The organism is Streptomyces durocortorensis, assembly GCF_031760065.1.
In the GTDB taxonomy this organism is placed as follows: domain Bacteria; phylum Actinomycetota; class Actinomycetes; order Streptomycetales; family Streptomycetaceae; genus Streptomyces.
On record NZ_CP134500.1, the window covers coordinates 6,397,354 to 6,419,022 of the forward strand.

The 21,669-nt window shown below is 72.0% G+C and carries 19 protein-coding genes and 2 pseudogenes; 15 read left to right on the plus strand and 6 right to left on the minus strand.

Annotated elements, in window-relative coordinates:
• Positions 1 to 12 precede the first annotated feature (12 nt).
• The 3 genes and pseudogenes from RI138_RS28260 to RI138_RS28270 all read right to left on the minus strand — a co-directional run.
• Positions 13 to 220 (minus strand): annotated as a pseudogene (locus RI138_RS28260) (hypothetical protein); the annotation flags it as partial.
• Positions 190 to 1,431 carry a L,D-transpeptidase gene (locus RI138_RS28265; RefSeq protein WP_311122150.1) on the minus strand — a complete coding sequence of 414 codons (1,242 nt, stop codon included), beginning with the start codon at positions 1,429 to 1,431 and terminating at the stop codon, positions 190 to 192. The pseudogene RI138_RS28260 and the gene RI138_RS28265, both read right to left, overlap by 31 nt.
• Positions 1,432 to 1,534: 103 nt before the next feature.
• Complete coding sequence (locus RI138_RS28270) at positions 1,535 to 2,284, minus strand: hypothetical protein (protein ID WP_311122151.1); 750 nt, start codon at positions 2,282 to 2,284, stop codon at positions 1,535 to 1,537.
• 105 nt (positions 2,285 to 2,389) lie between these two features.
• Here RI138_RS28270 and ggt point away from each other — a divergent pair, with 105 nt between their 5' ends.
• Positions 2,390 to 4,207, plus strand: coding sequence for a gamma-glutamyltransferase (gene ggt / locus RI138_RS28275; protein WP_311122152.1), 1,818 nt, complete (start codon positions 2,390 to 2,392; stop codon positions 4,205 to 4,207).
• Positions 4,208 to 4,277: 70 nt separating this feature from the next.
• Positions 4,278 to 4,991, plus strand: coding sequence for a glycoside hydrolase family 75 protein (locus RI138_RS28280; RefSeq protein ID WP_311122153.1), 714 nt, complete (start codon positions 4,278 to 4,280; stop codon positions 4,989 to 4,991).
• 105 nt (positions 4,992 to 5,096) lie between these two features.
• On the opposite strand, the gene map is transcribed toward RI138_RS28280, so the two are convergent.
• The gene (map, locus tag RI138_RS28285; protein WP_096625522.1) at positions 5,097 to 5,864 is read right to left on the minus strand and encodes a type I methionyl aminopeptidase; all 768 of its coding nucleotides are present in this window, start codon (positions 5,862 to 5,864) and stop codon (positions 5,097 to 5,099) included.
• Between the two features lie 73 nt (positions 5,865 to 5,937).
• On the opposite strand from map, the gene RI138_RS28290 reads away from it, so the two are divergent.
• The 8 genes and pseudogenes from RI138_RS28290 to RI138_RS28325 all read left to right on the plus strand — a co-directional run.
• Positions 5,938 to 6,207, plus strand: coding sequence for a helix-turn-helix domain-containing protein (locus RI138_RS28290; RefSeq protein ID WP_311122154.1), 270 nt, complete (start codon positions 5,938 to 5,940; stop codon positions 6,205 to 6,207).
• 39 nt (positions 6,208 to 6,246) lie between these two features.
• The gene (locus tag RI138_RS28295; protein ID WP_096625354.1) at positions 6,247 to 6,627 is read left to right on the plus strand and encodes a PPOX class F420-dependent oxidoreductase; all 381 of its coding nucleotides are present in this window, start codon (positions 6,247 to 6,249) and stop codon (positions 6,625 to 6,627) included.
• Between the two features lie 171 nt (positions 6,628 to 6,798).
• Entirely contained in the window at positions 6,799 to 8,316 is a 1,518-nt protein-coding gene (locus tag RI138_RS28300; protein ID WP_311122155.1) for a hypothetical protein, read from the plus strand.
• Positions 8,317 to 8,515: 199 nt separating this feature from the next.
• Positions 8,516 to 9,358 carry a nitrilase-related carbon-nitrogen hydrolase gene (locus tag RI138_RS28305; RefSeq protein WP_096625350.1) on the plus strand — a complete coding sequence of 281 codons (843 nt, stop codon included), beginning with the start codon at positions 8,516 to 8,518 and terminating at the stop codon, positions 9,356 to 9,358.
• On the plus strand, positions 9,355 to 10,638 hold the full coding sequence (locus RI138_RS28310) for an aspartate aminotransferase family protein (protein WP_311122156.1): 1,284 nt from the start codon (positions 9,355 to 9,357) through the stop codon (positions 10,636 to 10,638). The genes RI138_RS28305 and RI138_RS28310 overlap by 4 nt, the downstream gene beginning before the upstream one ends.
• Positions 10,639 to 10,741: 103 nt before the next feature.
• Positions 10,742 to 12,142: a dihydropyrimidinase gene (gene hydA / locus RI138_RS28315; protein ID WP_311122157.1), complete on the plus strand. Its 1,401-nt coding sequence runs from the start codon at positions 10,742 to 10,744 to the stop codon at positions 12,140 to 12,142.
• A 33-nt stretch (positions 12,143 to 12,175) separates the two neighbouring features.
• A complete protein-coding gene (locus tag RI138_RS28320; RefSeq protein WP_311122158.1) occupies positions 12,176 to 13,177 on the plus strand; it encodes a TIGR03842 family LLM class F420-dependent oxidoreductase in 1,002 nt (333 codons plus the stop codon).
• A 24-nt stretch (positions 13,178 to 13,201) separates the two neighbouring features.
• Positions 13,202 to 13,363: pseudogene (locus RI138_RS28325) on the plus strand (nitrate reductase); the annotation flags it as partial.
• On the opposite strand, the gene RI138_RS28330 reads toward RI138_RS28325, so the two are convergent.
• Positions 13,350 to 14,111: a hypothetical protein gene (locus tag RI138_RS28330; RefSeq protein ID WP_311122159.1), complete on the minus strand. Its 762-nt coding sequence runs from the start codon at positions 14,109 to 14,111 to the stop codon at positions 13,350 to 13,352. The pseudogene RI138_RS28325 and the gene RI138_RS28330 sit on opposite strands and share 14 nt — an antisense overlap.
• 228 nt (positions 14,112 to 14,339) lie before the next feature.
• On the opposite strand from RI138_RS28330, the gene RI138_RS28335 reads away from it, so the two are divergent.
• Together RI138_RS28335 and RI138_RS28340 are read left to right on the plus strand one after the other, a co-directional pair.
• A complete protein-coding gene (locus RI138_RS28335; protein ID WP_311122160.1) occupies positions 14,340 to 14,699 on the plus strand; it encodes a hypothetical protein in 360 nt (119 codons plus the stop codon).
• A 143-nt stretch (positions 14,700 to 14,842) separates the two neighbouring features.
• Positions 14,843 to 16,321, plus strand: a complete 1,479-nt coding sequence (locus RI138_RS28340) for an amidase (RefSeq protein WP_311122161.1) — start codon at positions 14,843 to 14,845, stop codon at positions 16,319 to 16,321.
• A gap of 10 nt (positions 16,322 to 16,331) precedes the next feature.
• Here the strand turns inward: RI138_RS28340 and RI138_RS32440 are convergent, their stop codons facing one another.
• Positions 16,332 to 16,475 carry a hypothetical protein gene (locus tag RI138_RS32440; protein WP_398863911.1) on the minus strand — a complete coding sequence of 48 codons (144 nt, stop codon included), beginning with the start codon at positions 16,473 to 16,475 and terminating at the stop codon, positions 16,332 to 16,334.
• A gap of 227 nt (positions 16,476 to 16,702) precedes the next feature.
• On the opposite strand from RI138_RS32440, the gene RI138_RS28350 reads away from it, so the two are divergent.
• The 3 genes from RI138_RS28350 to RI138_RS28360 all read left to right on the plus strand — a co-directional run bounded on the left by RI138_RS28350 (position 16,703) and on the right by RI138_RS28360 (position 21,470).
• A complete protein-coding gene (locus tag RI138_RS28350; RefSeq protein ID WP_311122162.1) occupies positions 16,703 to 18,925 on the plus strand; it encodes an NADP-dependent isocitrate dehydrogenase in 2,223 nt (740 codons plus the stop codon).
• A 194-nt stretch (positions 18,926 to 19,119) separates the two neighbouring features.
• Positions 19,120 to 20,715 carry a molybdopterin-dependent oxidoreductase gene (locus tag RI138_RS28355; RefSeq protein ID WP_311122163.1) on the plus strand — a complete coding sequence of 532 codons (1,596 nt, stop codon included), beginning with the start codon at positions 19,120 to 19,122 and terminating at the stop codon, positions 20,713 to 20,715.
• A 107-nt stretch (positions 20,716 to 20,822) separates the two neighbouring features.
• Complete coding sequence (locus RI138_RS28360; RefSeq protein WP_311122164.1) at positions 20,823 to 21,470, plus strand: fasciclin domain-containing protein; 648 nt, start codon at positions 20,823 to 20,825, stop codon at positions 21,468 to 21,470.
• The last annotated feature ends 199 nt before the right edge of the window (positions 21,471 to 21,669 follow it).

Consider the following 21,669-nt stretch of genomic DNA (forward strand, 5'->3'; position numbering starts at 1 on the left):
AGCAGTCGGTGATCACTTCTCGCGCGGCGGGACCGGGAGAAGACCCGGGCCCGTACCGGGCGAGGAGAAGGTCAGCTGCGTGCCGGTCGGGTTGTGCTCGATGCAAGACGCCGAGCGGCCCCACGTCGTGGAGAAACGCGACGAGGGTGCCGCTCGACTTCGTGCCGGTGACCGTGGCGGCCCGCGCGGTTACTTCAGGGCGCTCTTGGCCTGCCAGTCGGCCCACGACACGTTCCACGCGCCGTATCCGTTGCCCTCGGCGACGGTGCCCTTGGCGTCCGCGCCGGTGATCTCGAACGGATCGCCCACCCGCACCTGTCCGTACAGCGCGGAGGCGTTCGCGTCGCTCATTCCGACGCAGCCCGAACTCCGGTTGGCCTGGCCGAAATAGCCCGCGTTCCACGGGGCCGCGTGTGCGTACATCCCCGACCACGTCAGCCGCATCGAGTAGTCGACCATCTTGTCGTAGGCGTCGCCGAGGCCCACCGTCTCGGAGCGCATGTTGATCGTGCCCTCCTTCGACATCAGGACCGCCGTGCCCCGCCAGGACGCCTTCTCACCGCCCGGGGTGCCCGCCGACATCGGGATGTCCAGGACCTGCTTCCCGTCCCGGTGCAGGGCGAGGCGGTGCCGGTCGAGGTCGACCTTGACGACCTGGGCCGCGCCGATGGTGAACGTCGTCGTGTAGTCGCGGACGAACCAGCCGCCGTCCGTACCCGTGTCGATGCCGTTCAGCTGCGCGGCCAGGGTGACCTTCGTGCCGGGCTTCCAGTACTCCTTCGGGCGCCAGTCGACACGGTCCTTGCCCGAGTAGTCCTGGAGCCAGCCCCAGGAGCCCTCGGTGTCGTTGGAGGTGGACACCTTGAGGGCCTTCTCCACGGCCGCCTTGTTCTTCACCGGGTGGTCGAAGACGACGGACAGCGGCTGGGCGATGCCCACGGTCGTGTTCTTCCCGGGCGCGAGCGACAGCTTGTTGACCTTCTCGGCCCCGGCGGTGGTGAAGACTGCCTGGTCACTGCCGCCGTCGGAGTCCTTCGCCCGCACCGTGTACGCGGTGCCCGGCGCGGCTACCCGCTCGGATATCCAGGTCCGGCCGTCGGCGGATATCTTCCCGGCCAGCGCGCCGCTCTCGCCCGCCGTCACCGCCACCGACTTCAGCTTCCCGTGCGCCAGGGTCACCTTCACCGGCTGCCCCGGCGCCGCAGCCTTGCCCTTGAGGTTCACCGAGATGCTGGTGTCGGGCGCCACATCGGGGTCGGCCCCGGCCGAGGTGGAGCCACCGGCGTAGCAGCCGGTGAGCGCGGCGGCGAGGAGCGCCGCCGGACCGGCCAGAACGGTACGTCGGATGCCGGGGCGCGCGGACCGCGACAGGCGTGCGGAGCGTGACGGGTGTGCGGGGCGTGCGGAACGTGACGGGCGTGCGGAACTCAACGAAACCTCCCAGGCAGGACACTCAGCTGGTCAGAGGCCAATTCGCCCATGTCGGGTTCCGTCCGGAGCGGAAAATCTCACCGCCGGAAGCGGAGTGCGGCGCTCAGCTGCTCGCCCGGTGCGACGCCGGTGTGCCGGTGCTCGGCGCGGGCTCCTGTGCCTCGCGCGTCACATCGCCGACGACCTCGACCACATCGGGGCCATACGCCTGGGAGTTGACGACCTTCAGCAGCAGGCAGAACGACTTGTTGCCGTGCTTGCGCAGCAGCTTCTCGTGGTTGCGGGCCACATAGCGGGTCGCCGCCTGGTTCGTGATGGCCCGCTGCCCGCAGAACACGAAGACCGGACGTGCGTCCTGCCCGCCCGTCAGCCGGGCGAGCAGGACGTACTCCGAGGTTCCGGGCTCCAGCCGGTAGCGCTCCGCCCCGATCCGGAAGGCGACCCGGTCCGGGCCGGGGTCCTGCTCGACGTTGATCCGGACCCCGGGCAGCAGGGTGCGCAGATGCGCCGCCATCCGCTGGTTGGACATCGGGCCGCCGACGCAGAACTCCGTACGCTCCCCGAACCCCTGCTGGGCCGTGTCGTGGGTCACGATCTGCGCATGCGCCCCGCAGTCCTTGATCAGCGCGGAGAGTTCGAGCAGGGCGAAGGCGTCGTGGCGGTGCACGGACCCGTCGGCGCCCGCGTACCGGTTCACGACGAGCAGGCACTCGGAGTTGCGTGGCAGCCCGAAGAAGGCCTGTTTGCGGCGGAGCTTGCGCCGCCAGAGGTAGGTCCGGGCCAGCCAGCCCAGGGAGGTACTGAGTCCGGCGGCTATCACGCCCAGCACGATGTTGCGCACGTCGTCCGTCATGGGCGCGCATGGTATCGGTCATTCGGGTAACCGTTCGAGGCGGTCCTGACGATCCGGCTCCGCCGGGACTACCCTGCGGCGGAGATCCGTTGACTGGAGGTACGTATGCGCCGTTCCGTCGGCCGGAACACGTCCCTGTTGGCCGTCCTCGCCGTCCTCGCCTCGGTGGGGGCCGCCGCCCCGGCGGCCTCGGCGCCCTCCACCGCCCCGCACCCCGCGCCGCCCAAGTCCCCGGTGGCGGTGGGCTACGGGGGAGCGGTGGCGAGCGTTGACCGGGACGCGTCGGCCGCCGGGATCGAGGTCCTGCGCAGGGGCGGCAACGCGGTTGACGCGGCCGTCGCCACCGCGGCGGCCCTCGGGGTGACGGAACCGTACTCGGCGGGCATCGGCGGCGGTGGCTACTTCGTCCACTACGACGCCAGGAAGCGCGCCGTGCAGACCATCGACGGCCGCGAGACAGCCCCGCGCAGCGCGGACGCCTCCCTCTTCCTGGAGAACGGCAAGCCGATCCCGTTCGCGGAGGGGATGACCAGCGGCCTCGGCGTCGGCACCCCCGGCACCCCGGCCACCTGGGAACGGGCGCTGGACGCCTGGGGCAGCAAGTCCCTGCGTACGCTGCTGAAACCGGCCGAGCGCCTGGCGCGGGACGGGTTCGTGGTGGACGGAACCTTCCGCTCGCAGACTGCCGCCAACCGGGCCCGGTTCGCCGACTTCCCGGCCTCCGCGAAGCTGTTCCTCCCGGGCGGCGAACTCCCCGTCGTCGGCTCGGTGTTCAAGAACCCGGACCTGGCCCGTACGTACGCGAAGCTCGGCCGGGAAGGGGTCGGCGCGCTGTACCGGGGCGAGTTGGCCGACGACATCGTCCGTACCGTACGCAAGCCGCCGGTCGACCCGGACGCCACCCGGGTGGTGCGGCCCGGCGATCTGACCCGCAAGGACCTCGCTTCCTACCGGACCCTGCTCAAGGACCCGACCAGGGTGAACTACCGGGGCCTGGACGTCTACGGCATGGCCCCCTCCTCGTCCGGCGGCACCAGCGTGGGCGAGGCCCTCAACATCCTTGAGTCGACCGACCTTTCGCGGGCCGACCCCACCCGGTATCTGCATCGGCTCATCGAGGCGAGCCGGATCGCCTTCGCTGACCGGGGCCGCTGGGTGGGTGACCCGGCGTTCGAGGACGTCCCCACGAGGGAGCTGCTGAGCCAGCGCTTCGCGGACGCCCGGGAGTGCCTGATCAGCGACGACAAGGCGCTGACCAGCCCGCTGGCGCCGGGCGACCCGCGGAACCCCGAACGGTGCGGCAGGGGTGGCGCGGCCGTTCCGACGACGTACGAGGGGGAGAGCACCACCCACCTGACGGCCGCCGACAAGTGGGGCAACGTCGTCGCCTACACCCTCACGATCGAGTCCACCGGCGGCAGCGGCATCACGGTGCCCGGCCGCGGCTTCCTGCTCAACAACGAACTCACCGACTTCTCCTTCGCCCCCGCCGACCCGGCTGTGCACGACCCGAACCTGCCGGGACCCGGCAAGCGCCCGCGCTCGTCGATCTCGCCGACGATCGTGCTGAATCACGGCAAGCCGGTCCTCGCCCTCGGCACACCGGGCGGGGCCACGATCATCACGACCGTCCTCCAGTCGCTCACCGGACACCTGGACCGGGGGCTCCCGCTGGTCGACGCGATCGCCGCGCCGCGCGCCAGCCAGCGCAACACGGCGACGACGGACATCGAGCCGGACCTGTGGAACAGCCCGGTCCGCACGGAGCTGGAGAGGCTCGGCCACGCCTTCAAGCAGACCCCGGAGATCGGGGCCGCCACCGGCGTGCAGCGGCTGCCCGACGGCCGATGGCTCGCGGCGGCGGAAAAGGTGCGCCGGGGCGGCGGCTCGGCCATGGTGGTGCATCCGGGCGGCAGGCGCTGAGCCGGCCGGACGAAGCAGGGGCGGCGACCCGCACGGGCCCCTCGTTCTACGGGAAGGGCCCATCCGCACCATGCGCACCCGAATGCTCGCCCTGACCTCCGCCGCCTGCGGCGCCGCGCTGCTTGCGGCGGCGGCGCTGCCGGCGGCCGCCAGTGACGCGGAGACGACCGCCCCGGAGGGTTCGGCCGTGGACGCGACCGAGGTGACCGCCGCCGAGCTGCTGGCCGAGGTCCGCTCCTGTACGCGGATCTCGAAGGGCAAGTACCGCACGGACAGCGGCAGCCCCAAGGCCACTGTCTCCGTCTGCGGCACCCAGGACGCCGTGTTCTGGAAGGCGGACATGGACATCGACTGCGACGGCCGGAAGACCAAGGAGTGCAACCTGAAGACGGACCCCTACTTCCTGCCGGAGACCGCGTTCACGTCCTCCCGCGGCGAACCGCTGGACTCGGCCGCACTCCCCCATGTGGTGGTACCCGCCCCCGGCAAGGTGTGGGACTACCGGAAGTCGGGGCTCAGCGGCGGCAGCGTCGTCGCGGTCGTGTACGGGGACCTGGTGCGGTACGGCGTCATCGGGGACACCGGTCCCAGGGGCATCATCGGGGAGGCGTCGTACGCCATGGCCAGGACGCTGGGCATCGACCCCGACCCGGTGAGCGGAGGCGCCGAGTCAGGGGTCACGTACATCGCGTTCAAGGACTCCCGTATCTCCCCGATCGAGAGCCGTGCGAAGGCGCGGAGCCGGGGGGAGGAGCTGGCGAGGGAGTTCGTGGGGCGCTCCTGAAGGTGCTTCCGAGGGGTGTCCCGGAGGTTCCTCGGTCGATCGGGCCCGGCCGGTGCCCGGTCAGAGCCCAGTCGGAGCCCGGCCGGGTGCCCGGCCAGAGCGGCGTCAGAGCGCGGTCAGGACCCGCGGACCGCCGTCGGTGACCGCCACCGTGTGCTCGCTGTGCGCGGCTCGGGTGCCGTCGGCCGTCCGCAGTGTCCACCCGTCCCGGTCCTCGCGGAACGCGTCGCCGCCGCCGGCGATCAGCATGGGCTCGATCGCCAGGACCATCCCGTGCCGCAGCGGCATGCCGCGCCCCGGGCGTCCCTCGTTCGGCACGGGCGGGTCCTCGTGCATGGACCGGCCGATCCCGTGCCCGCCGTAACCCTCCATGATCCCGTAGCCCGCGTCCCGGCAGACCGTGCCGATCGCGTGGGCGATGTCGCCGATGCGGTTGCCCACCACTGCCGCGGCGATCCCTGCCTCCAGGGCCCGGTCGGCGGTGGCGATGAGCCGGGTGTCGGCGGGGCGGGCGCGGCCCACGGTGAAGCTGACCGCCGAGTCGCCCGCCCAGCCGTCGAGGAGGGCGCCCGTGTCCACGCTGACCAGGTCCCCGTCCCGCAGCGGCTCGGCCGAGGGGATGCCGTGCACGATCGCGTCGTTGACCGAGACGCAGACGACGGCCGGGAAGGGCGTGGAGGCGAAGTGGGGCCGGTAGTTCAGGAACGGCGAGGAGGCGCCGGCCTCGCTCAGCACCTCGCGGGCCGCCTCGTCCAGTTGGCGCGGGGTCACGCCGACCGCCGCGACTTTCCGCGTACGGGTCAGGATCTGCGCGACGATCCGGCCGGCCTCGCGCATCGCTTCGATGTCGGTGTCTGTCTTGATGTGAACCATGCCCATTACTATACCGGTCGAAGCGGTATAGTAATGACGGTATAGAAATGGTGCACCGTGGTAGGGTGGCCGCATGGTCCGCACCCCCCTGACCCCCGAAGAGCGCCTGCGCGGCGAGCGGCTCGGCCTGCTGCTCCGCGAAGCGCGCGGGGAGCGCAGCATGGCAGCCGTCGCCGCGAGCGCCGGAATCTCCACGGAGACCCTCCGCAAGATCGAGACCGGCCGCGCCCCGACCCCGGCCTTCTTCACCGTGGCCGCCCTCGCCGGCGCGCTGGGCCTCTCCCTGGACGAGATCCTCGGCGGCTGCGCACCGGAACCGGTCGCGGTGCCGCTGATCGCGTAGTGCCCCCTCCGGAGGCATGCAGGGCGTAGGGTCGCGCCCGTGACTCTCCAGGACTTCGCCCGCAGCGAATACGTCAGCCTGACCACCTACCGGAAGGACGGCACGCCCGTCGCCACGCCCGTCTGGGCGGCCGCCGAGGGTGGTGTGCTGTACGTCTGGACCCGCTCCGACTCGTGGAAGGTCAAGCGGCTGCGCAACAACAGCAAGGTCGTCGTGACCGTCTGCGACGTGCGGGGCCGGATCGCCGATGGGGCCCCGAGCGCCGAAGGCACCGCCACGCTCCTCGACGAGGACGCGACCCGTGCGGTGCGCAAGCTGCTGGCCCGCAAGTACACGTGGAAGTTCTGGCTGGTCGACTGGCCCGCCATGGTCGCCCGGCTCGGCAAGCGCCCGCACACCGGGGTCGCCGTCACGTTCTGAGCCTTCCGCGCCTTCCGGGTCCGTTCGCCGGAGCGCGCGGGGGGCGCACGACGCGGCTGCCGTGCTCCCGCCGCAGTGTGCCCGAAAGCTGCGCGTAGCCGTCCCGTAACACACCTGCGGTCGAATGCCTCCGGACTGGAAGGTTCCAGTCGACGGTCGGCGAGGGCGACGATGACGGTGTATCAGCAGGCGGTGGAAGTAGGAGAGTTCGCGCGATACCTACGCGATCTGGCGGCGCGACTGGACCCCGGGCGCGGCTGGTACGGGGTCTTCGTCCGGCGCGACCCGGCGGGCATGCGGTCCTGCCTGGACGGAGTGGAGGTCCCGCCCTGGGATGTGGTCGAGTCCCTGCTCGCGGACCTGGCTGCGCTGCACGGCGCACGCTTCGCCGAGCAGGTCTCGGTCCGGGCGGCCGCCCTCTACTCGGCCTCCGCCACCGCCCACGACCGGCGGCCCGGCGGACGCCAGGAGCTCGTCCACCGGCTGGAGTTGATGATCGGCGAGCAGGGCCGGGCGGCACAACGGCTGCGCGACGCCGGGGCCGCCGACACGGACCCGGCCGACCCCGAGGCGCTGGCCTGGGCCCGCGACGACCACGCGCGGGCCTCGGCGCGCTGCGCGGAACTGCGCAAGCGGCTGGCGGCGGTGACTGTGCCGGACGCGTACGCCGGACCTGCCCCGGCACCGGATGCGCAGCCCGCCCCCGCCCCCGCCCCCGCCCCCGCCCCTGGCCGCCCGGGCGTCGCGCCCGATGCGGATGTCTCCGGGCCGGAGGAGCCTGCCGTCGGCCACCCCCGGGTGGCGGCCGATGCGTATGCCTCCGCGCCTGAGGCCCCCGCCCCGGCCGCGTACCCGGCCCCTGCGCCCGACGCCCCTGCGCCCGGTCGCCCGCGCGTGGCGCCCGCCGTGTCTGCGGCCCCCGCCGCCGAGCCCTCGCGCAAGAAGCCGCGCGGTGCCCGGTTCGCCGGGCTGGAGGTCGACGACGAGGCGACCGGCTACGCCCCCTCGCCGGTGCCCGTGCTGCCCGCCCCCGCGCGGCCCGGGGCCTCCGCCCCGCGCGGCGCCCGCTTCGGCGGCGCGGGTGATGAGGGCGGAGGGAATCGTGAGGGCCGGGACCGGGCCGGGCGGGACCGTACGCCGGACGCCCTGCCGGACCCGGCCGCCGGGCAGGCCGTGGCCGCCGCCGTCGCCCGGCTGGTCCGGCTGCGCGCCGAGGGCCGCAGCGGCGAGGCGCACGTGGTGCTCTGCGAGGTCGCGGCCTGGCCCGCGGCCCGGCTGCCGGTGCTCGCGGTCGCCCTGTACCGGGCGGGCCTCTCCGCCGACTGGACGACCCTGCTCTGGGAGGTGTCCTCGCTGCCGCCCGCCGGGTTCGCCTCGGCGGCGGGCGCGCTGGCCGCCGCGGGGCGCGACGACGACTGCGGGCTCCTGTTGCGCCAGGGGGTGGCCCGGCCCGCCGCCGAGGTGGCCGAAGCGGCGCTCGCCCTGGACGGCGCGGGCCGCGAACGGGAGGCGCGGGACCTGCTCGGCGCCTTCATCCGCGTACGCACTCCGCAGGAGGCCGCCGCCCTCGCCGGGAGCGGTGGCACCCGGCTGCTGCCCCTCCTCCTGGCGGCCGCCCGTGAGGTGTCCGCGGAGCGGGAGTGGGACCTGGTGCACGCGTTGCGCGTGGCGGGCGTGCCGGGGGTCTGAACGCCCGGCGCGTGCTGCCCGGCGATCGGTACCGCGTCCGTTGTGGACCGCTCGGGTGCGAAACATGATCGACTCCGTCGGTTCACGGCGATGGTCTTGCCCCGCCGGACCACGGGGCTTACGTTCTCCATCCATGCACCGATCTACGTGCGTAGAGAACGCGTGCAGGCTCTCTGACGCCGCGTCGAAGGAGCAGCTCATGTCCCACGTCGTACGCGCCGCACTCGTCCAGGCGACCTGGACCGGCGACACCGAATCCATGATTGCCAAGCACGAGGAGCACGCGCGCGAGGCCGCCCGGCAGGGGGCGAAGATCATCGGCTTCCAGGAGGTGTTCAACGCCCCCTACTTCTGCCAGGTTCAGGAGCCCGAGCACTACCGCTGGGCCGAACCGGTGCCCGACGGGCCGACCGTCCGGCGGATGCGGGACCTGGCCCGGGAGACCGGGATGGTCGTCGTCGTGCCGGTCTTCGAGATCGAGCAGACCGGGTTCTACTACAACACCGCGGCCGTGATCGACGCCGACGGCTCGTATCTCGGCAAGTACCGCAAGCACCACATCCCGCAGGTCAAGGGCTTCTGGGAGAAGTACTACTTCAAGCCCGGCAACGCCGGCTGGCCCGTCTTCGACACTGCCGTCGGCAAGGTCGGCGTCTACATCTGCTACGACCGGCACTTCCCCGAGGGGTGGCGGCAACTTGGCCTCAACGGAGCCCAGTTGGTCTACAACCCGTCGGCCACCTCGCGAGGCCTCTCCAGCTATCTCTGGCAGCTGGAGCAGCCGGCCTCCGCCGTCGCCAACGAGTACTTCGTCGCCGCGATCAACCGCGTCGGCCAGGAGGAGTACGGCGACAACGACTTCTACGGCACGAGCTACTTCGTCGACCCGCGCGGCCAGTTCGTCGGCGACGTCGCCAGCGACAAGGAGGAGGAACTCCTCGTCCGCGACCTGGACTTCGGCCTGATCGAGGAAGTCCGCCAGCAGTGGGCGTTCTACCGGGACCGACGGCCCGACGCCTACGACGGGCTGGTGGAGCCGTGACCGGACTGTACGACCGCCACCGCGCCGTCAGCCCCGAATGGCTGGCCCTCTACTACCGCCACCCCATCGAACTCACCCACGGCGAGGGCCGCCATGTCCAGGACGCGGACGGCAACCGCTACCTGGACTTCTTCGGCGGCATCCTCACCACGATGACCGCCCACGCCCTGCCCGAGGTCACCAAGGCGGTCGCCGAGCAGGCCGGGCGGATCGTCCACTCCTCCACCCTCTACCTCAACCGTCCCATGGTGGAGATGGCCGAGCGGATCGCCACCCTCTCCGGCATCCCCGACGCCCGGGTCTTCTTCACCACCTCGGGCACAGAGGCCAACGACACCGCGCTGCTGCTCGCCACCGCGTACCGCCGGTCCAGCCAGATCCTCGCGATGCGCAACAGCTACCACGGCCGGTCGTTCTCGACGGTCTCGATCACCGGGAACCAGGCCTGGTCGCCGACGAATCTCTCCCCGCTCCAGACCCTGTACGTCCACGGCGGAGTCCGCAGCCGGGGGCCGTACGCCGAGCTGAGCGACGAGCGCTTCATCAAGGCGTGCGTCGCCGACCTGGAAGACCTCCTCGGGCACACCCGCCGCCCCGCCGCCCTGATCGCCGAACCCATCCAGGGCGTCGGCGGCTTCACCTCGCCGCCCGACGGGCTGTTCGCCGCCTTCCGCCAAGTCCTGGACCGGCACGGCGTGTTGTGGATCTCCGACGAGGTCCAGACCGGCTGGGGCCGTACCGGCGAGCACTTCTGGGGCTGGCAGGCGCACGCGGAGCACGGCCCGCCGGACATCCTCACCTTCGCCAAGGGCATCGGTAACGGCATGTCGGTGGGCGGAGTCGTGGCCCGCGCCGAGGTGATGAACTGCCTCGACGCCAACTCCATCTCCACGTTCGGTGGTTCACCCATCACCATGGCCGCGTCGCTCGCCAACCTCTCGTACCTCCTGGAGCACGACCTCCAGGGCAACGCGCGGCGTGTCGGCGGGCTCCTCATCGAACGGCTGCGCGGCATCGCCGCCGGTTGCCCCGCCGTACGCGAAGTGCGCGGCCGGGGCCTGATGATCGGCGTCGAGCTGGTGAAGCCCGGCACCGACGAGGCCGACCCGGAAGCCGCGGCAGCCGTCCTCGAAGCGGCCCGGGAGGGCGGACTGCTCATCGGCAAGGGCGGCGGCCACAGCACCAGCGTGCTCAGGATCGCCCCGCCGCTGACCCTGACCGTCGCCGAGGCCGAGGAGGGCGCGGCCATCCTCGCGGACGCCCTGCACGCGGCGGGCTGACCCGCCCCGCAGGCCCGTGCGCCGTACGTATCAACCGCCGCGCGGGGCGGCCCCGCCGTACGCCCAGGAGGCCGGCGGGGCGCCCCGCAGTGAGGAGGAACCCATGAGCCGCACCGTCATCCACGGCGGCCTGGTCATCACAGCGTCCGACGAGATCCACGCCGACGTCCTCATCGAGGGCGGCCGCATCGCCGCGCTCGCCGCCCACGGGACCGACGCCGCCGAGAGCTGGAGCGCCGACCGGCGGATCGACGCCACCGGGAAGTACGTCATCCCGGGCGGCGTCGACGCCCACACCCACATGGAGATGCCGTTCGGCGGAACGTACGCCGCCGACACCTTCGAGACCGGAACCCGGGCCGCGGCCTGGGGCGGCACCACCACCATCGTCGACTTCGCGATCCAGGGCGTGGGCCGTTCGCTGCGCGAAGGGCTGGACTCCTGGTACGGGAAGGCCGACGGCAACTGCGCCATCGACTACGCCTTCCACATGATCCTCGCCGACGTGAACCCCTCCTCGCTCAGGGAGATGGACCGCCTCGTCTCCGAAGGGGTGACCTCCTTCAAGCTGTTCATGGCCTACCCGGGGGTTTTCTACTCCGACGACGGCCAGATCCTGCGGGCCATGCAACAAGCCGCGGGCAACGGCGGGTTGATCATGATGCACGCCGAGAACGGCATCGCCATCGACGTCCTGGTCGAGCAGGCGCTCGCCGCCGGCCGCACCGACCCCCGATACCACGGAGACGTCCGCAAGGTCGCCCTGGAGGCCGAGGCCACCCATCGCGCCGTCCAGCTCGCCCGGGTCGCCGGATCTCCCCTCTACGTCGTCCACGTCTCCGCCGACGAGGCCGTGGAGGAGATCGCCGCCGCCCGCCACAAGGGCCTCCCGGTCTACGGCGAGACCTGCCCGCAGTACCTGTTCCTGTCCACCGACAACCTCGCCGAGCCGGACTTCGAGGGTGCCAAGTACGTCTGCTCCACCCCGCTGCGCCCCAAGGAGCACCAGGAAGTCCTGTGGCGGGGTCTTCGCACCAATGAACTCCAGGTCGTCTCCACCGACCACTGCCCGTTCTGCTTCTCGGGCCAGAAGGAGATGGGCCGCGGGGACTTCTCCAAGATCCCCAACGGCATGCCGGGCGTCGAGCACCGCATGGACCTGCTGCACCAGGCCGTGGTGGACGGGCACATCACCCGCCGCCGCTGGATCGAGATCGCCTGCGCCTCCCCGGCCCGGATGTTCGGCCTCTATCCGAAGAAGGGCACCATCGCCCCGGGAGCCGACGCGGACATCGTCATCTACGACCCGGCCGCCGAGCACGTCCTCTCCGCCGAGACCCACCACATGAACGTCGACTACTCGGCGTACGAGGGCAAACGCATCACCGGACAGGTCGAGACCGTCCTCTCGCGCGGCGAACCCGTCATCGACGGACGGAAGTTCACCGGCCGTGCCGGACACGGCATGTACACCCCCCGCGCCACCTGTCAGTACCTGGACTAGCTGCCTGTCAGTACCTGGATAGGAGATCCCGTCATGGACTTCGGACTCGTCCTCCAGACCGACCCGCCCGCCTCGGCCGTCGTCGGCCTGATGCGCCGCGCCGAGCGAAACGGCTTCCGCTACGGCTGGACCTTCGACTCGGCGGTGCTCTGGCAGGAGCCGTTCGTCATCTACAGCCGCATCCTGGAGCACACCGAACGCCTCACCGTGGGCCCCATGGTCACCAACCCGGGCACCCGCACCTGGGAGGTCACCGCCTCCACCTTCGCCACCCTCAACGACATGTACGGCAACCGCACCGTCTGCGGCATCGGGCGCGGCGACTCCGCGATGCGCGTCGCGGGCCGCCGCCCCAACACCCTGGCCCGCCTCGGCGAGGCCATCGACGTCATCCGGGACCTCGCCGAGGGCCGGGAGGCGACGGTCGACGGGCAGCCGCTCCAGATCCCCTGGGTGAAGGACGGGCGGCTGCCGGTGTGGATGGCGGCGTACGGGCCCAAAGCCCTCGCCCTGGCCGGGCAGAAGGCGGACGGGTTCATCCTCCAGCTCGCGGACCCCTTCCTCACCGAGTGGATGATCAAGGCGGTACGGGACGCGGCGGCCGACGCCGGACGGGACCCCGAGGCCGTCACCATCTGCGTCGCCGCGCCCGCGTACGTCGGCGACGACCTCGCCCACGCCCGGGAGCAGTGCCGGTGGTTCGGCGGGATGGTCGGCAACCACGTCGCGGACCTGGTCGCCCGCTACGGCGAGCACTCGGGTCTGGTGCCCGAGGCGCTGACCGCGTACATCAAGGACCGGCACGGTTACGACTACAGCCACCACGGGCGCTCCGGCAACCCGGACACCGCCTTCGTGCCTGACGAGATCGTGGACCGGTTCTGCCTGCTGGGTCCCGCCGAGGCGCACATCGAGAAGCTGCGCCACCTGAGGGACCTGGGCGTCGACCAGTTCGCCGTCTACAACATGCACGATGCCCGGGAGGCGACGATCGACGCGTACGGCGCCGCGATCATCCCCGCCCTGACCGGCTGACCGACTGACCGCGCCCCCGGCCGAGTCGGCGGCTCCCACTCGGCCCCGGGAAGGGCCCCCTTCCCCTCCGACGGACTGATCCCGCTCCTCAGACCGCTCGCCGACCACGGCCGGGCGGTCGGGCTCACGTCCTCGTTGCTGCCGTACGTGGCGCTGACCCGCCGGGCTGAGCTCAGACGGGCTTGATGCTGCGGCCCAGCAGGGCCGTGACATCCACCGTCTCGTCCGCCGACGGAGTGGCCGTGGGCACTGGCCTGTTGAAGCCGGAGAAGTTCACGGTCCCCTCCTCGGAGGCGTCCCGCACGGTGATCCGCACCGGGTACGGCTCGCCCTCGGCGGCCACGTAGGCCGTCACCCGCTCGCGGCCCTCGGCCCGGGTCACCGGAACCGCGGGCGCGCCGTTCACCTCGGTCCTCTCGCCCTTCGTCAGCGTGCCCCGGTCCGCCACATCGGCGTTGTCCTCGATCAGTTCGCGGAAGGTGTCGAGATCGCAGACCTCGGTCACCGTGAGCAGTCGCGGATGGTCGGCCTCGGCCTTCATGTAGCGGCCGTCGAGGATCGCGTCGAAGGCCGAGCCGCCGATGGGCACATGGGTCTCCCAGAAGGCGGCGTCCGGTTTCAGCCATACGTCGTTGCCGCGCTTGACGATCTCCACCGACCCCTCGTCGCCCATGTCGACCCCGCCGGCGCAGTTGCCCTCGCGGTCGAGCGTGAGGTCGAGGCTCACGTCCGAGCCGCTGCCGTCGAGGCTGCCGCGTGCGCTCAGATGCAGGGACGAGACGCCGAGCAGGGCGTCGCGCGAGCGGTCGACGATCTCCTCGGCGCTGAGCGAGTCGATGTCGTCATCGGCCTGCGCGACCGCACCACTCGTCAGGGTGAGGGCTACGGCCGCCGTTCCTGCCGCCGCACGTGCGGCCCAGCGGTGTCCGCTCACGTCGCCTCCTCGAAAACGCCCCGGTCAGGGGAGTGCGCTCCATGAGAACCGGCACATTCGAGCGTACGCCGACCGTAGGGGCGCCGCCCGGCGCGCATACGGAGCGTCAGGAGTGAAGGCGTTTCTGATTACGGAGGGTGGGCATGGCTGCGGTGATCCCACCAGGGATCGCGTTAGGCACCCGCCGCGTAAAACCACGTAGACCACGTAAACCATGTAAGGAGAACCATGAAGCTGTTCACGGGGAACAAGCGGCTCCGGTCGGCCCGGCGGACCGTAGCCGCCGCCTCCATGGCGGCCGCGCTGGCCGTCCCGGTCACCGCCGTGACCGCCACCGCCGCCCCGGCCGCGATTCCGCCCGGCCTCTCGTGCGACACCGGCAAGCACGCCATCGACGACTACACGGGCTTCGCGCTCTGTCGCAACAACGGCAGCCGGACGCAGACCTTCTGGGTCCACCTGGTGTGCGGCTGGTCCCCGGACGTCGACGGCAACCACGTCACCCTGAGGCCCGGCGAGTCCGGCCAGTCCACCGCCCACTGCGGGAAGTTCGGCACCGGCATCGGCGAGATCCACGTCCGCCCGTGACGCCCTGGCGGTAGGGCCGGGAACGGCCTTCGCGGCCGCACTGCTTGAGCGGGCCGCCTCCTCTCGTTACCCTCCAGTAAGTACGGGTGGGTGCAGCCGGGACGACCGGTCGGCCCCACGGTTACGAGGGAGGCGGCACGCCCATGTCCTCAGCGGAGCCCACCGAGCAGACCGGACCGGCCCCGCGGCCGCACCCCGGCCGGACCCTCCGTCCGGACCCCGCCCCGGCGCCGGTGCCCGGCCTCGCCGAGAGCGCGGGCCGGATCGCCGACGGAGCCACCACCTCCACCGCCCTCGTCGCCGACGCGCTCGCCCGGATCGAGGCGACGCAATCCACCCTCAACGCCTTCCGACATGTGCGGGCCGAAGCCTCCCTGGCGGAGGCCGCCGAAGCCGACCGCAGACTCGCGGCGGGGGAGCGGCTGCCGCTCCTCGGCGTCCCCGTCGCCGTCAAGGACGACACCGATGTCGCGGGCCTGCCCACCCACTTCGGCTGCGACGGCGAACGGCCCCCTGCCACCGCCGACAGCGAGGCGGTGCGCCGGCTGCGCGCGGCCGGGGCGATCGTCGTCGGCAAGGCCAACTCCTGCGAACTGGGCCAGTGGCCGTTCACCGAGGGCCCCGCGTTCGGCGCCACCCGCAACCCCTGGAACCCCGCGCACACCCCGGGCGGCTCCTCCGGCGGATCGGCGGCCGCCGTCGCCGCCGGGCTCGTCCCCGCCGCCCTCGGCTCGGACGGGGCCGGGTCCGTCCGCATCCCCGCCGCCTGGACCCATCTCGTCGGCATCAAGCCCCAGCGCGGCCGCATCTCGGTGCACCCGCACCACGACGCCTTCCAGGGCCTCACCGTCAACGGCCCCCTCGCCCGTACGGTGGCCGACGCGGCGCTCCTGCTGGACGCGGCCGCGGGCGCGCACCCGGAGGACCTGCACCGTCCGCCCGCCGTCCGCGCCGCCGAGGCCGCCCGACGCGACCCGGGCCGCCTGCGCATCGCCCTCGCCTGGCGGCCCCCGCTCACCCTCACCCGAGCGGCCCCGGACCCCGAGGTGCGCCGGGCCGTCACCGAGCTGGCCGAGGCCCTCGCCCGGCTCGGCCACCACGTAGAGGAGGCCCGCCCCCGGTACGGACTGATCGGCCTCGCCTTCGTGCCCCGCGCCACGGCGGGCATCGCCGAGTTCGCCGCCCGCCAACCCCAACCGGCCCTGCTCGACCCCCGCACCCGCAGCGCCCAGCGGACCGGGACACGTCTCGGCGGACGGGCGGTGCGGGCCGCCCGCGCCCGCGAAGTGCGCCAGCACCGCCGGATCGGGGCGCTCTTCGACGCCTCCGGGTTCGATGTGCTCCTCACCCCGACCACGGCCGCCCCGCCGCCGCGTATCGGCCGGTTCGACGACCTCAGCGCCTGGCGCACCGACCTCGCGATGGCGGCCGCGTGCCCGTACGCCTGGCCCTGGAACGTCCTCGGCTGGCCCGGCGTGAACGTCCCGGCCGGCTTCACCAGCACCGGTCTCCCCGTCGGCGCCCAGCTCCTCGGCCCCTCCCGCAGCGAGGCGCGGCTGATCGCCCTGGCCGCCCAGCTGGAGGACGACCGGCGCTGGTACGAGCACCGGCCGCCCGCCTGACACACCACGCTCAGGCCCGGACCGCGCCACCGCCCCCGGCCTGGAGACCCTCACCCGCCGCGACCGTGGGGTCACCGCGCAGGCCGCCCGGGGTCTCGGCGACGAGGAGTTCGCCGCCCGCACGGGAGTCGGCCCGTACACCGCCAAGAGGCACGTGAGCCGAGCGATGATCAAGCCCGGCACCCGCGGCCGGGCCCAGCTCGTGGTGTCCGCCTGCGAGCCCGGGCCGGTCGAGCCCCGGTCACGGGCGGCGGAGGACCGGGCTCCGGGCCCGTGGCACCCCGCGGTACCGCAAAGCCGTGCGGGGGCCTTGTGGAGCCCCGCGCGGCGAGGAGATATCTTGATGTCAAGCAATGTTGCAGACGTGGAGCGGAGCACCCGGTGACTGACTCGACCATCATCTATACGCACACCGACGAGGCCCCTGCCCTGGCGACCTATTCGCTCCTGCCCGTGATCGAGGCCTACGCCTCGACCGCAGGAGTCACGGTGGAGCGCCGTGACATCTCCCTCGCGGGCCGGATCATCGCCAGTTTCCCGGAGCGGCTGAAGGCCGAGCAGCGTATCGATGACGCACTCGCCGAGCTCGGCGAGCTGGCCAGGACGCCCGGCGCGAACATCATCAAGCTGCCCAACATCTCGGCGTCGATCCCGCAGCTCAAGGCGGCCATCGCCGAGCTCCAGGAGCAGGGCTACGCGCTTCCGGACTACCCGGACGACCCGCAGACCGATGAGGACAAGGACGTCCGCGCCCGCTACGACAAGGTCAAGGGCAGCGCCGTGAACCCGGTGCTGCGCGAGGGCAACTCGGACCGCCGTGCCCCCGCGTCCGTCAAGAACTACGCCAAGGCCCACCCGCACCGCATGGGCGCCTGGTCGGCCGACTCGAAGACGAACGTCGCGACCATGGGCGTCGACGACTTCCGCTCCACCGAGAAGTCCGCGGTCATCGCCGAGGACGGCTCGCTCCGCATCGAGCTGCACGGCGACGACGGCACCACCAGCGTGCTCCGCGAGTCGGTACCCGTCCTCAAGGGCGAGGTCGTCGACGCGGCCGTCATGCGCGTCGCCGCGCTGCGCGAGTTCTTCACCGCGCAGGTCGCCCGCGCCAAGGCCGAGGGTGTGCTGTTCTCCGTGCACCTCAAGGCCACCATGATGAAGGTCTCCGACCCGATCATCTTCGGCCACGCGGTCCGCGCCTTCTTCCCCAACACCTTCGCCAAGTACGGCGACCAGCTCGCCGCCGCCGGTCTCACCCCGAACGACGGCCTGGGCGGCATCCTCAAGGGCCTGGGCTCCCTGCCGAACGTGGGCGCCGAGATCCAGGCGTCCTTCGAGGCCGAGCTCGCCGAGGGCCCCGCCCTCGCGATGGTCGACTCCGACAAGGGCATCACCAACCTGCACGTCCCCAGTGACGTCATCGTCGACGCCTCCATGCCCGCCATGATCCGCACCTCCGGCCACATGTGGGGCCCGGACGGCAACGAGGCCGACACCATCGCCGTCCTCCCGGACAGCAGCTACGCCGGTGTCTACCAGGTCGTCATCGACGACTGCCGCGCCAACGGCGCCTTCGACCCGTCGACCATGGGCTCGGTGCCCAACGTCGGTCTGATGGCGCAGAAGGCCGAGGAGTACGGCAGCCACGACAAGACCTTCGAGATCCCCGCCACCGGCACCGTGCGCGTCGTCGACACGAACGGCGACGTCGTGCTGGAGCAGGCCGTCGGCGCCGGTGACATCTTCCGGATGTGCCAGACCAAGGACGCGCCGATCCAGGACTGGGTCAAGCTCGCCGTCACCCGTGCCCGCGCCACCGGCAATCCGGCGGTGTTCTGGCTGGACGAGGGCCGCGCCCACGACGCCAACCTGATCGCCAAGGTCACCACGTACCTCGCCGACCACGACACCGACGGCCTGGACATCTCCATCAAGACCCCGGAGGAGGCCACCGCCTTCTCCCTGGAGCGCATCCGCCGCGGCGAGGACACCATCTCCGTCACCGGCAACGTGCTGCGCGACTACCTCACCGACCTCTTCCCGATCCTGGAGCTCGGCACCAGCGCGAAGATGCTCTCCGTCGTCCCGCTGATGAACGGCGGCGGCCTCTTCGAGACGGGCGCGGGCGGCTCGGCCCCCAAGCACGTCCAGCAGCTCGTCAAGGAGAACTACCTCCGCTGGGACAGCCTGGGCGAGTTCCTGGCCCTCGCGGTCAGCTTCGAGCACCTGGCCACCACCACGGACAACGCGCGGGCCCAGGTCCTCGCCGACACCCTGGACCGGGCGACCGGCACCTTCCTCAACGAGGACAAGTCGCCCAGCCGTCGCCTCGGCGGCATCGACAACCGCGGCAGCCACTTCTACCTGGCCCTCTACTGGGCCCAGGAGCTGGCGCAGCAGACCGACGACGCCAAGCTCGCCGAGGCGTTCGCCCCGCTCGCCAAGACCCTGGCCGAGCAGGAGGAGACCATCGTCGCCGAGCTGATCGCGGTGCAGGGCTCCCCGGCCGAGATCGGCGGCTACTACCAGCCCGACCCGGCCAAGGCCGCCTCGGTCATGAGGCCGTCCGCCACGTTCAACCAGGCGATCGCGAGCCTCGTCTGACCTGGTGAGGGGCGGACGCTTCCGCCCACCGTTCCGCCCCGGCCGGCCCTGTGCCCGCCGGGGCGGTTCGCGTCTCCGGGTGTCCCCGCCTGCCTCTCGGGCCCCCTTAGCCCACATACGCCCCCGACGCACAACGGACCCACCGGTTTCATGTGATCGGGTGAACGACCAATCCGCCTGGCCCACGGCTCCGAATGACGGCCGTGAGGATCACCCGGACAACCCTTGCCCGCGAAACGCTCGCAGCCCTCAGCGGACTGCTGGCGGGATTCGCCGCACTGACCGTCGCCGAGCTCGTGTCGGCTGCCGTCAGGCCCGAGGCGAGCCCCGTGACGGCGGTCGGCGGGGCGGCCATCGACCGGACGCCCGCCGGTGTGAAGGACTGGGCGATCCGGAACTTCGGCGAGAGCGACAAGTTCGTCCTGCAGCTCGGCATCGTAGTCACGCTCGCCCTCTTCGCCCTCGCCGTCGGCGTGCTGGCCCTGCGCCACCGCCGTGCAGGTTCCGCCGCCGTCCTCGCCTTCGGTGTGGTCGGCGCCGCCGCCGCCGTCAGCCGCCCGGACTCCACCGGCCTGGTCGACGGACTCCCATCGCTGGTGGGAGCGGCGGCCGGGGCGGTCCTGCTGTACGTCCTCATCGGCAGTCTCACCCGGCCGCGCCGGATCTCGGGGGAGGAGCAGCACGCGTACGAGGAGAGCGGCTGGGACCGGCGGGGCTTCCTGATCGCCGCCACCGCCGCGGCCGCCGCCTCCACCGTCGCCGGAGCGGTCGGCCGGACGCTGAACGGCCGGAGCAGTCAGGACGCCGTCGCCTCCCGCACGGCTGTCCGGCTGCCCGCCCCGGCTTCACCCGCGCAGCCGATCCCTGCGGGAGCCCGGCTACGGGTGCCCGGCCTGCCCCCGTTCACCACCCCCAACAACAAGTTCTACCGGGTCGACACCGCCCTGGTGGTCCCCAAGGTCGACGCGAACACCTGGCGGCTGCGCATCCACGGCAAGGGCGTACGCCGAGACCGGGAGTTCACCTACCAGGACCTGCTGGAACGCCCCCTGATCGAGCGTGAGATCACCCTCTGCTGCGTCTCCAACGAGGTCGGAGGCCCCTACATCGGCCACGCCAGGTGGATCGGGGTACGCCTGGCCGACCTGCTCAAGGAGGCGGGCGTCAAGCCGCCGTCCCGGGGCGGCAAGGCCGACCAGATCATCGCCCGCTCGGTGGACGGCATGACGCTCGGCACTCCCGTCGAGGACGTCATGGACGGCCGGGACGCGATGCTCGCCGTGGGCATGAACGGCGAACCGCTTCCCTTCGTCCACGGGTTCCCCGTCCGCATGCTCGTCCCCGGCCTCTACGGGTACGTCTCGGCCTGCAAGTGGATCGAGGACATCGAGCTCACCACTTTCGACGAGTACGACGCGTACTGGGTGAAGCGCAAGTGGGCCCGCAAGGCCCCGATCAAGACCCAGTCCCGGATCGACACCCCCAAGCCCTTCGGCCGTCCCGGGGCCGGCACGGTCATGGTGGCCGGAGTGGCCTGGGCCCAGCACCGGGGGATCTCGAAGGTCGAGATCCGCGTCGACGACGGCCCGTGGCGCCCGGCCCAGCTGGCCGAGCAGAGCACCGTCGACGCCTGGCGCCAGTGGTCCTACCCCTGGCAGGCCACCCCCGGCGGCCACACCCTCACCGTCCGCGCCACCGACGGCACGGGCGCGGTCCAGACCGAGAAGCGCACCAAGACCGTCCCGGACGGTGCCAGTGGCTGGCACTCCGTCGTGGTCTCCGTCGACTGATCCCAACAGACCCTTCCATCTGCACTGCTCCATTCCCAGCCAGACGGCATTCCCTTGCCCCATACGAACCGTCCCGTTTTCCCGTACCGACAATCCAGGAGAATTCCATGAACGCCCTTCGCCACCGCCGTGCAGCCGTCGCCGTCGTCGCCGCGGTCCTGCTGCCCCTGTCGCTGACCGCCTGCGCCGAGGACACCTCGGACAAGGCGTCCGACAGCGCTTCCGCCGCGAGCTCGACTCCCGAGGAGTCAAAGCCGGCCGCCGGTGACGACACGTCGACGGACAAGCCGTTCGGCCCGGCCTGCGCCGGCGTCCCGAAGGACGGCGCGGGCAGCTTCGACGGCATGGCCCAGGACCCGGTCGCCACCGCCGCCTCCAACAACCCCGCGCTGTCCACACTTGTCGCCGCCGTGCAGAAGGCCGGCCTCGTCGACACCCTCAACAACGCCGAGAACATCACGGTGTTCGCGCCCACCAACGACGCTTTCGCCAAGATCCCGAAGGCCGACCTGGACGCGGTCCTCAACGACAAGGCCATGCTCACCAAGATCCTCACCTACCACGTGGTGGGGGAGAAGCTCACCCCGCAGCAGCTGGAGAGCGGCACGTTCGACACGCTGCAGAAGAGCACGCTGACCACGTCAGGCTCCGGTGAGTCGTACCAGGTCAACGACAGCGCCGGCGTGGTCTGCGGCAACGTCCCGACCGCCAACGCCACTGTCTACATCATCGACACGGTGCTGATGCCGAAGTAGTCGGGCGGCAGTCTCCTGCCGTGACAGACCGCCCCGCTGCGGGAGGGCCGCCGGCGACCTCCTGGGCCCTTCCGCAGCGAGGCTCTCGCCTTCACGGGTCGAAGACCCTCCCCAGCGCCTCCTTCAGCTCCCCGACCGTGGGGCGTCGGAGGCAGGCGCTGAGGTAGCAGTCCGGGCGCACGACGCACGCGGCACCCCC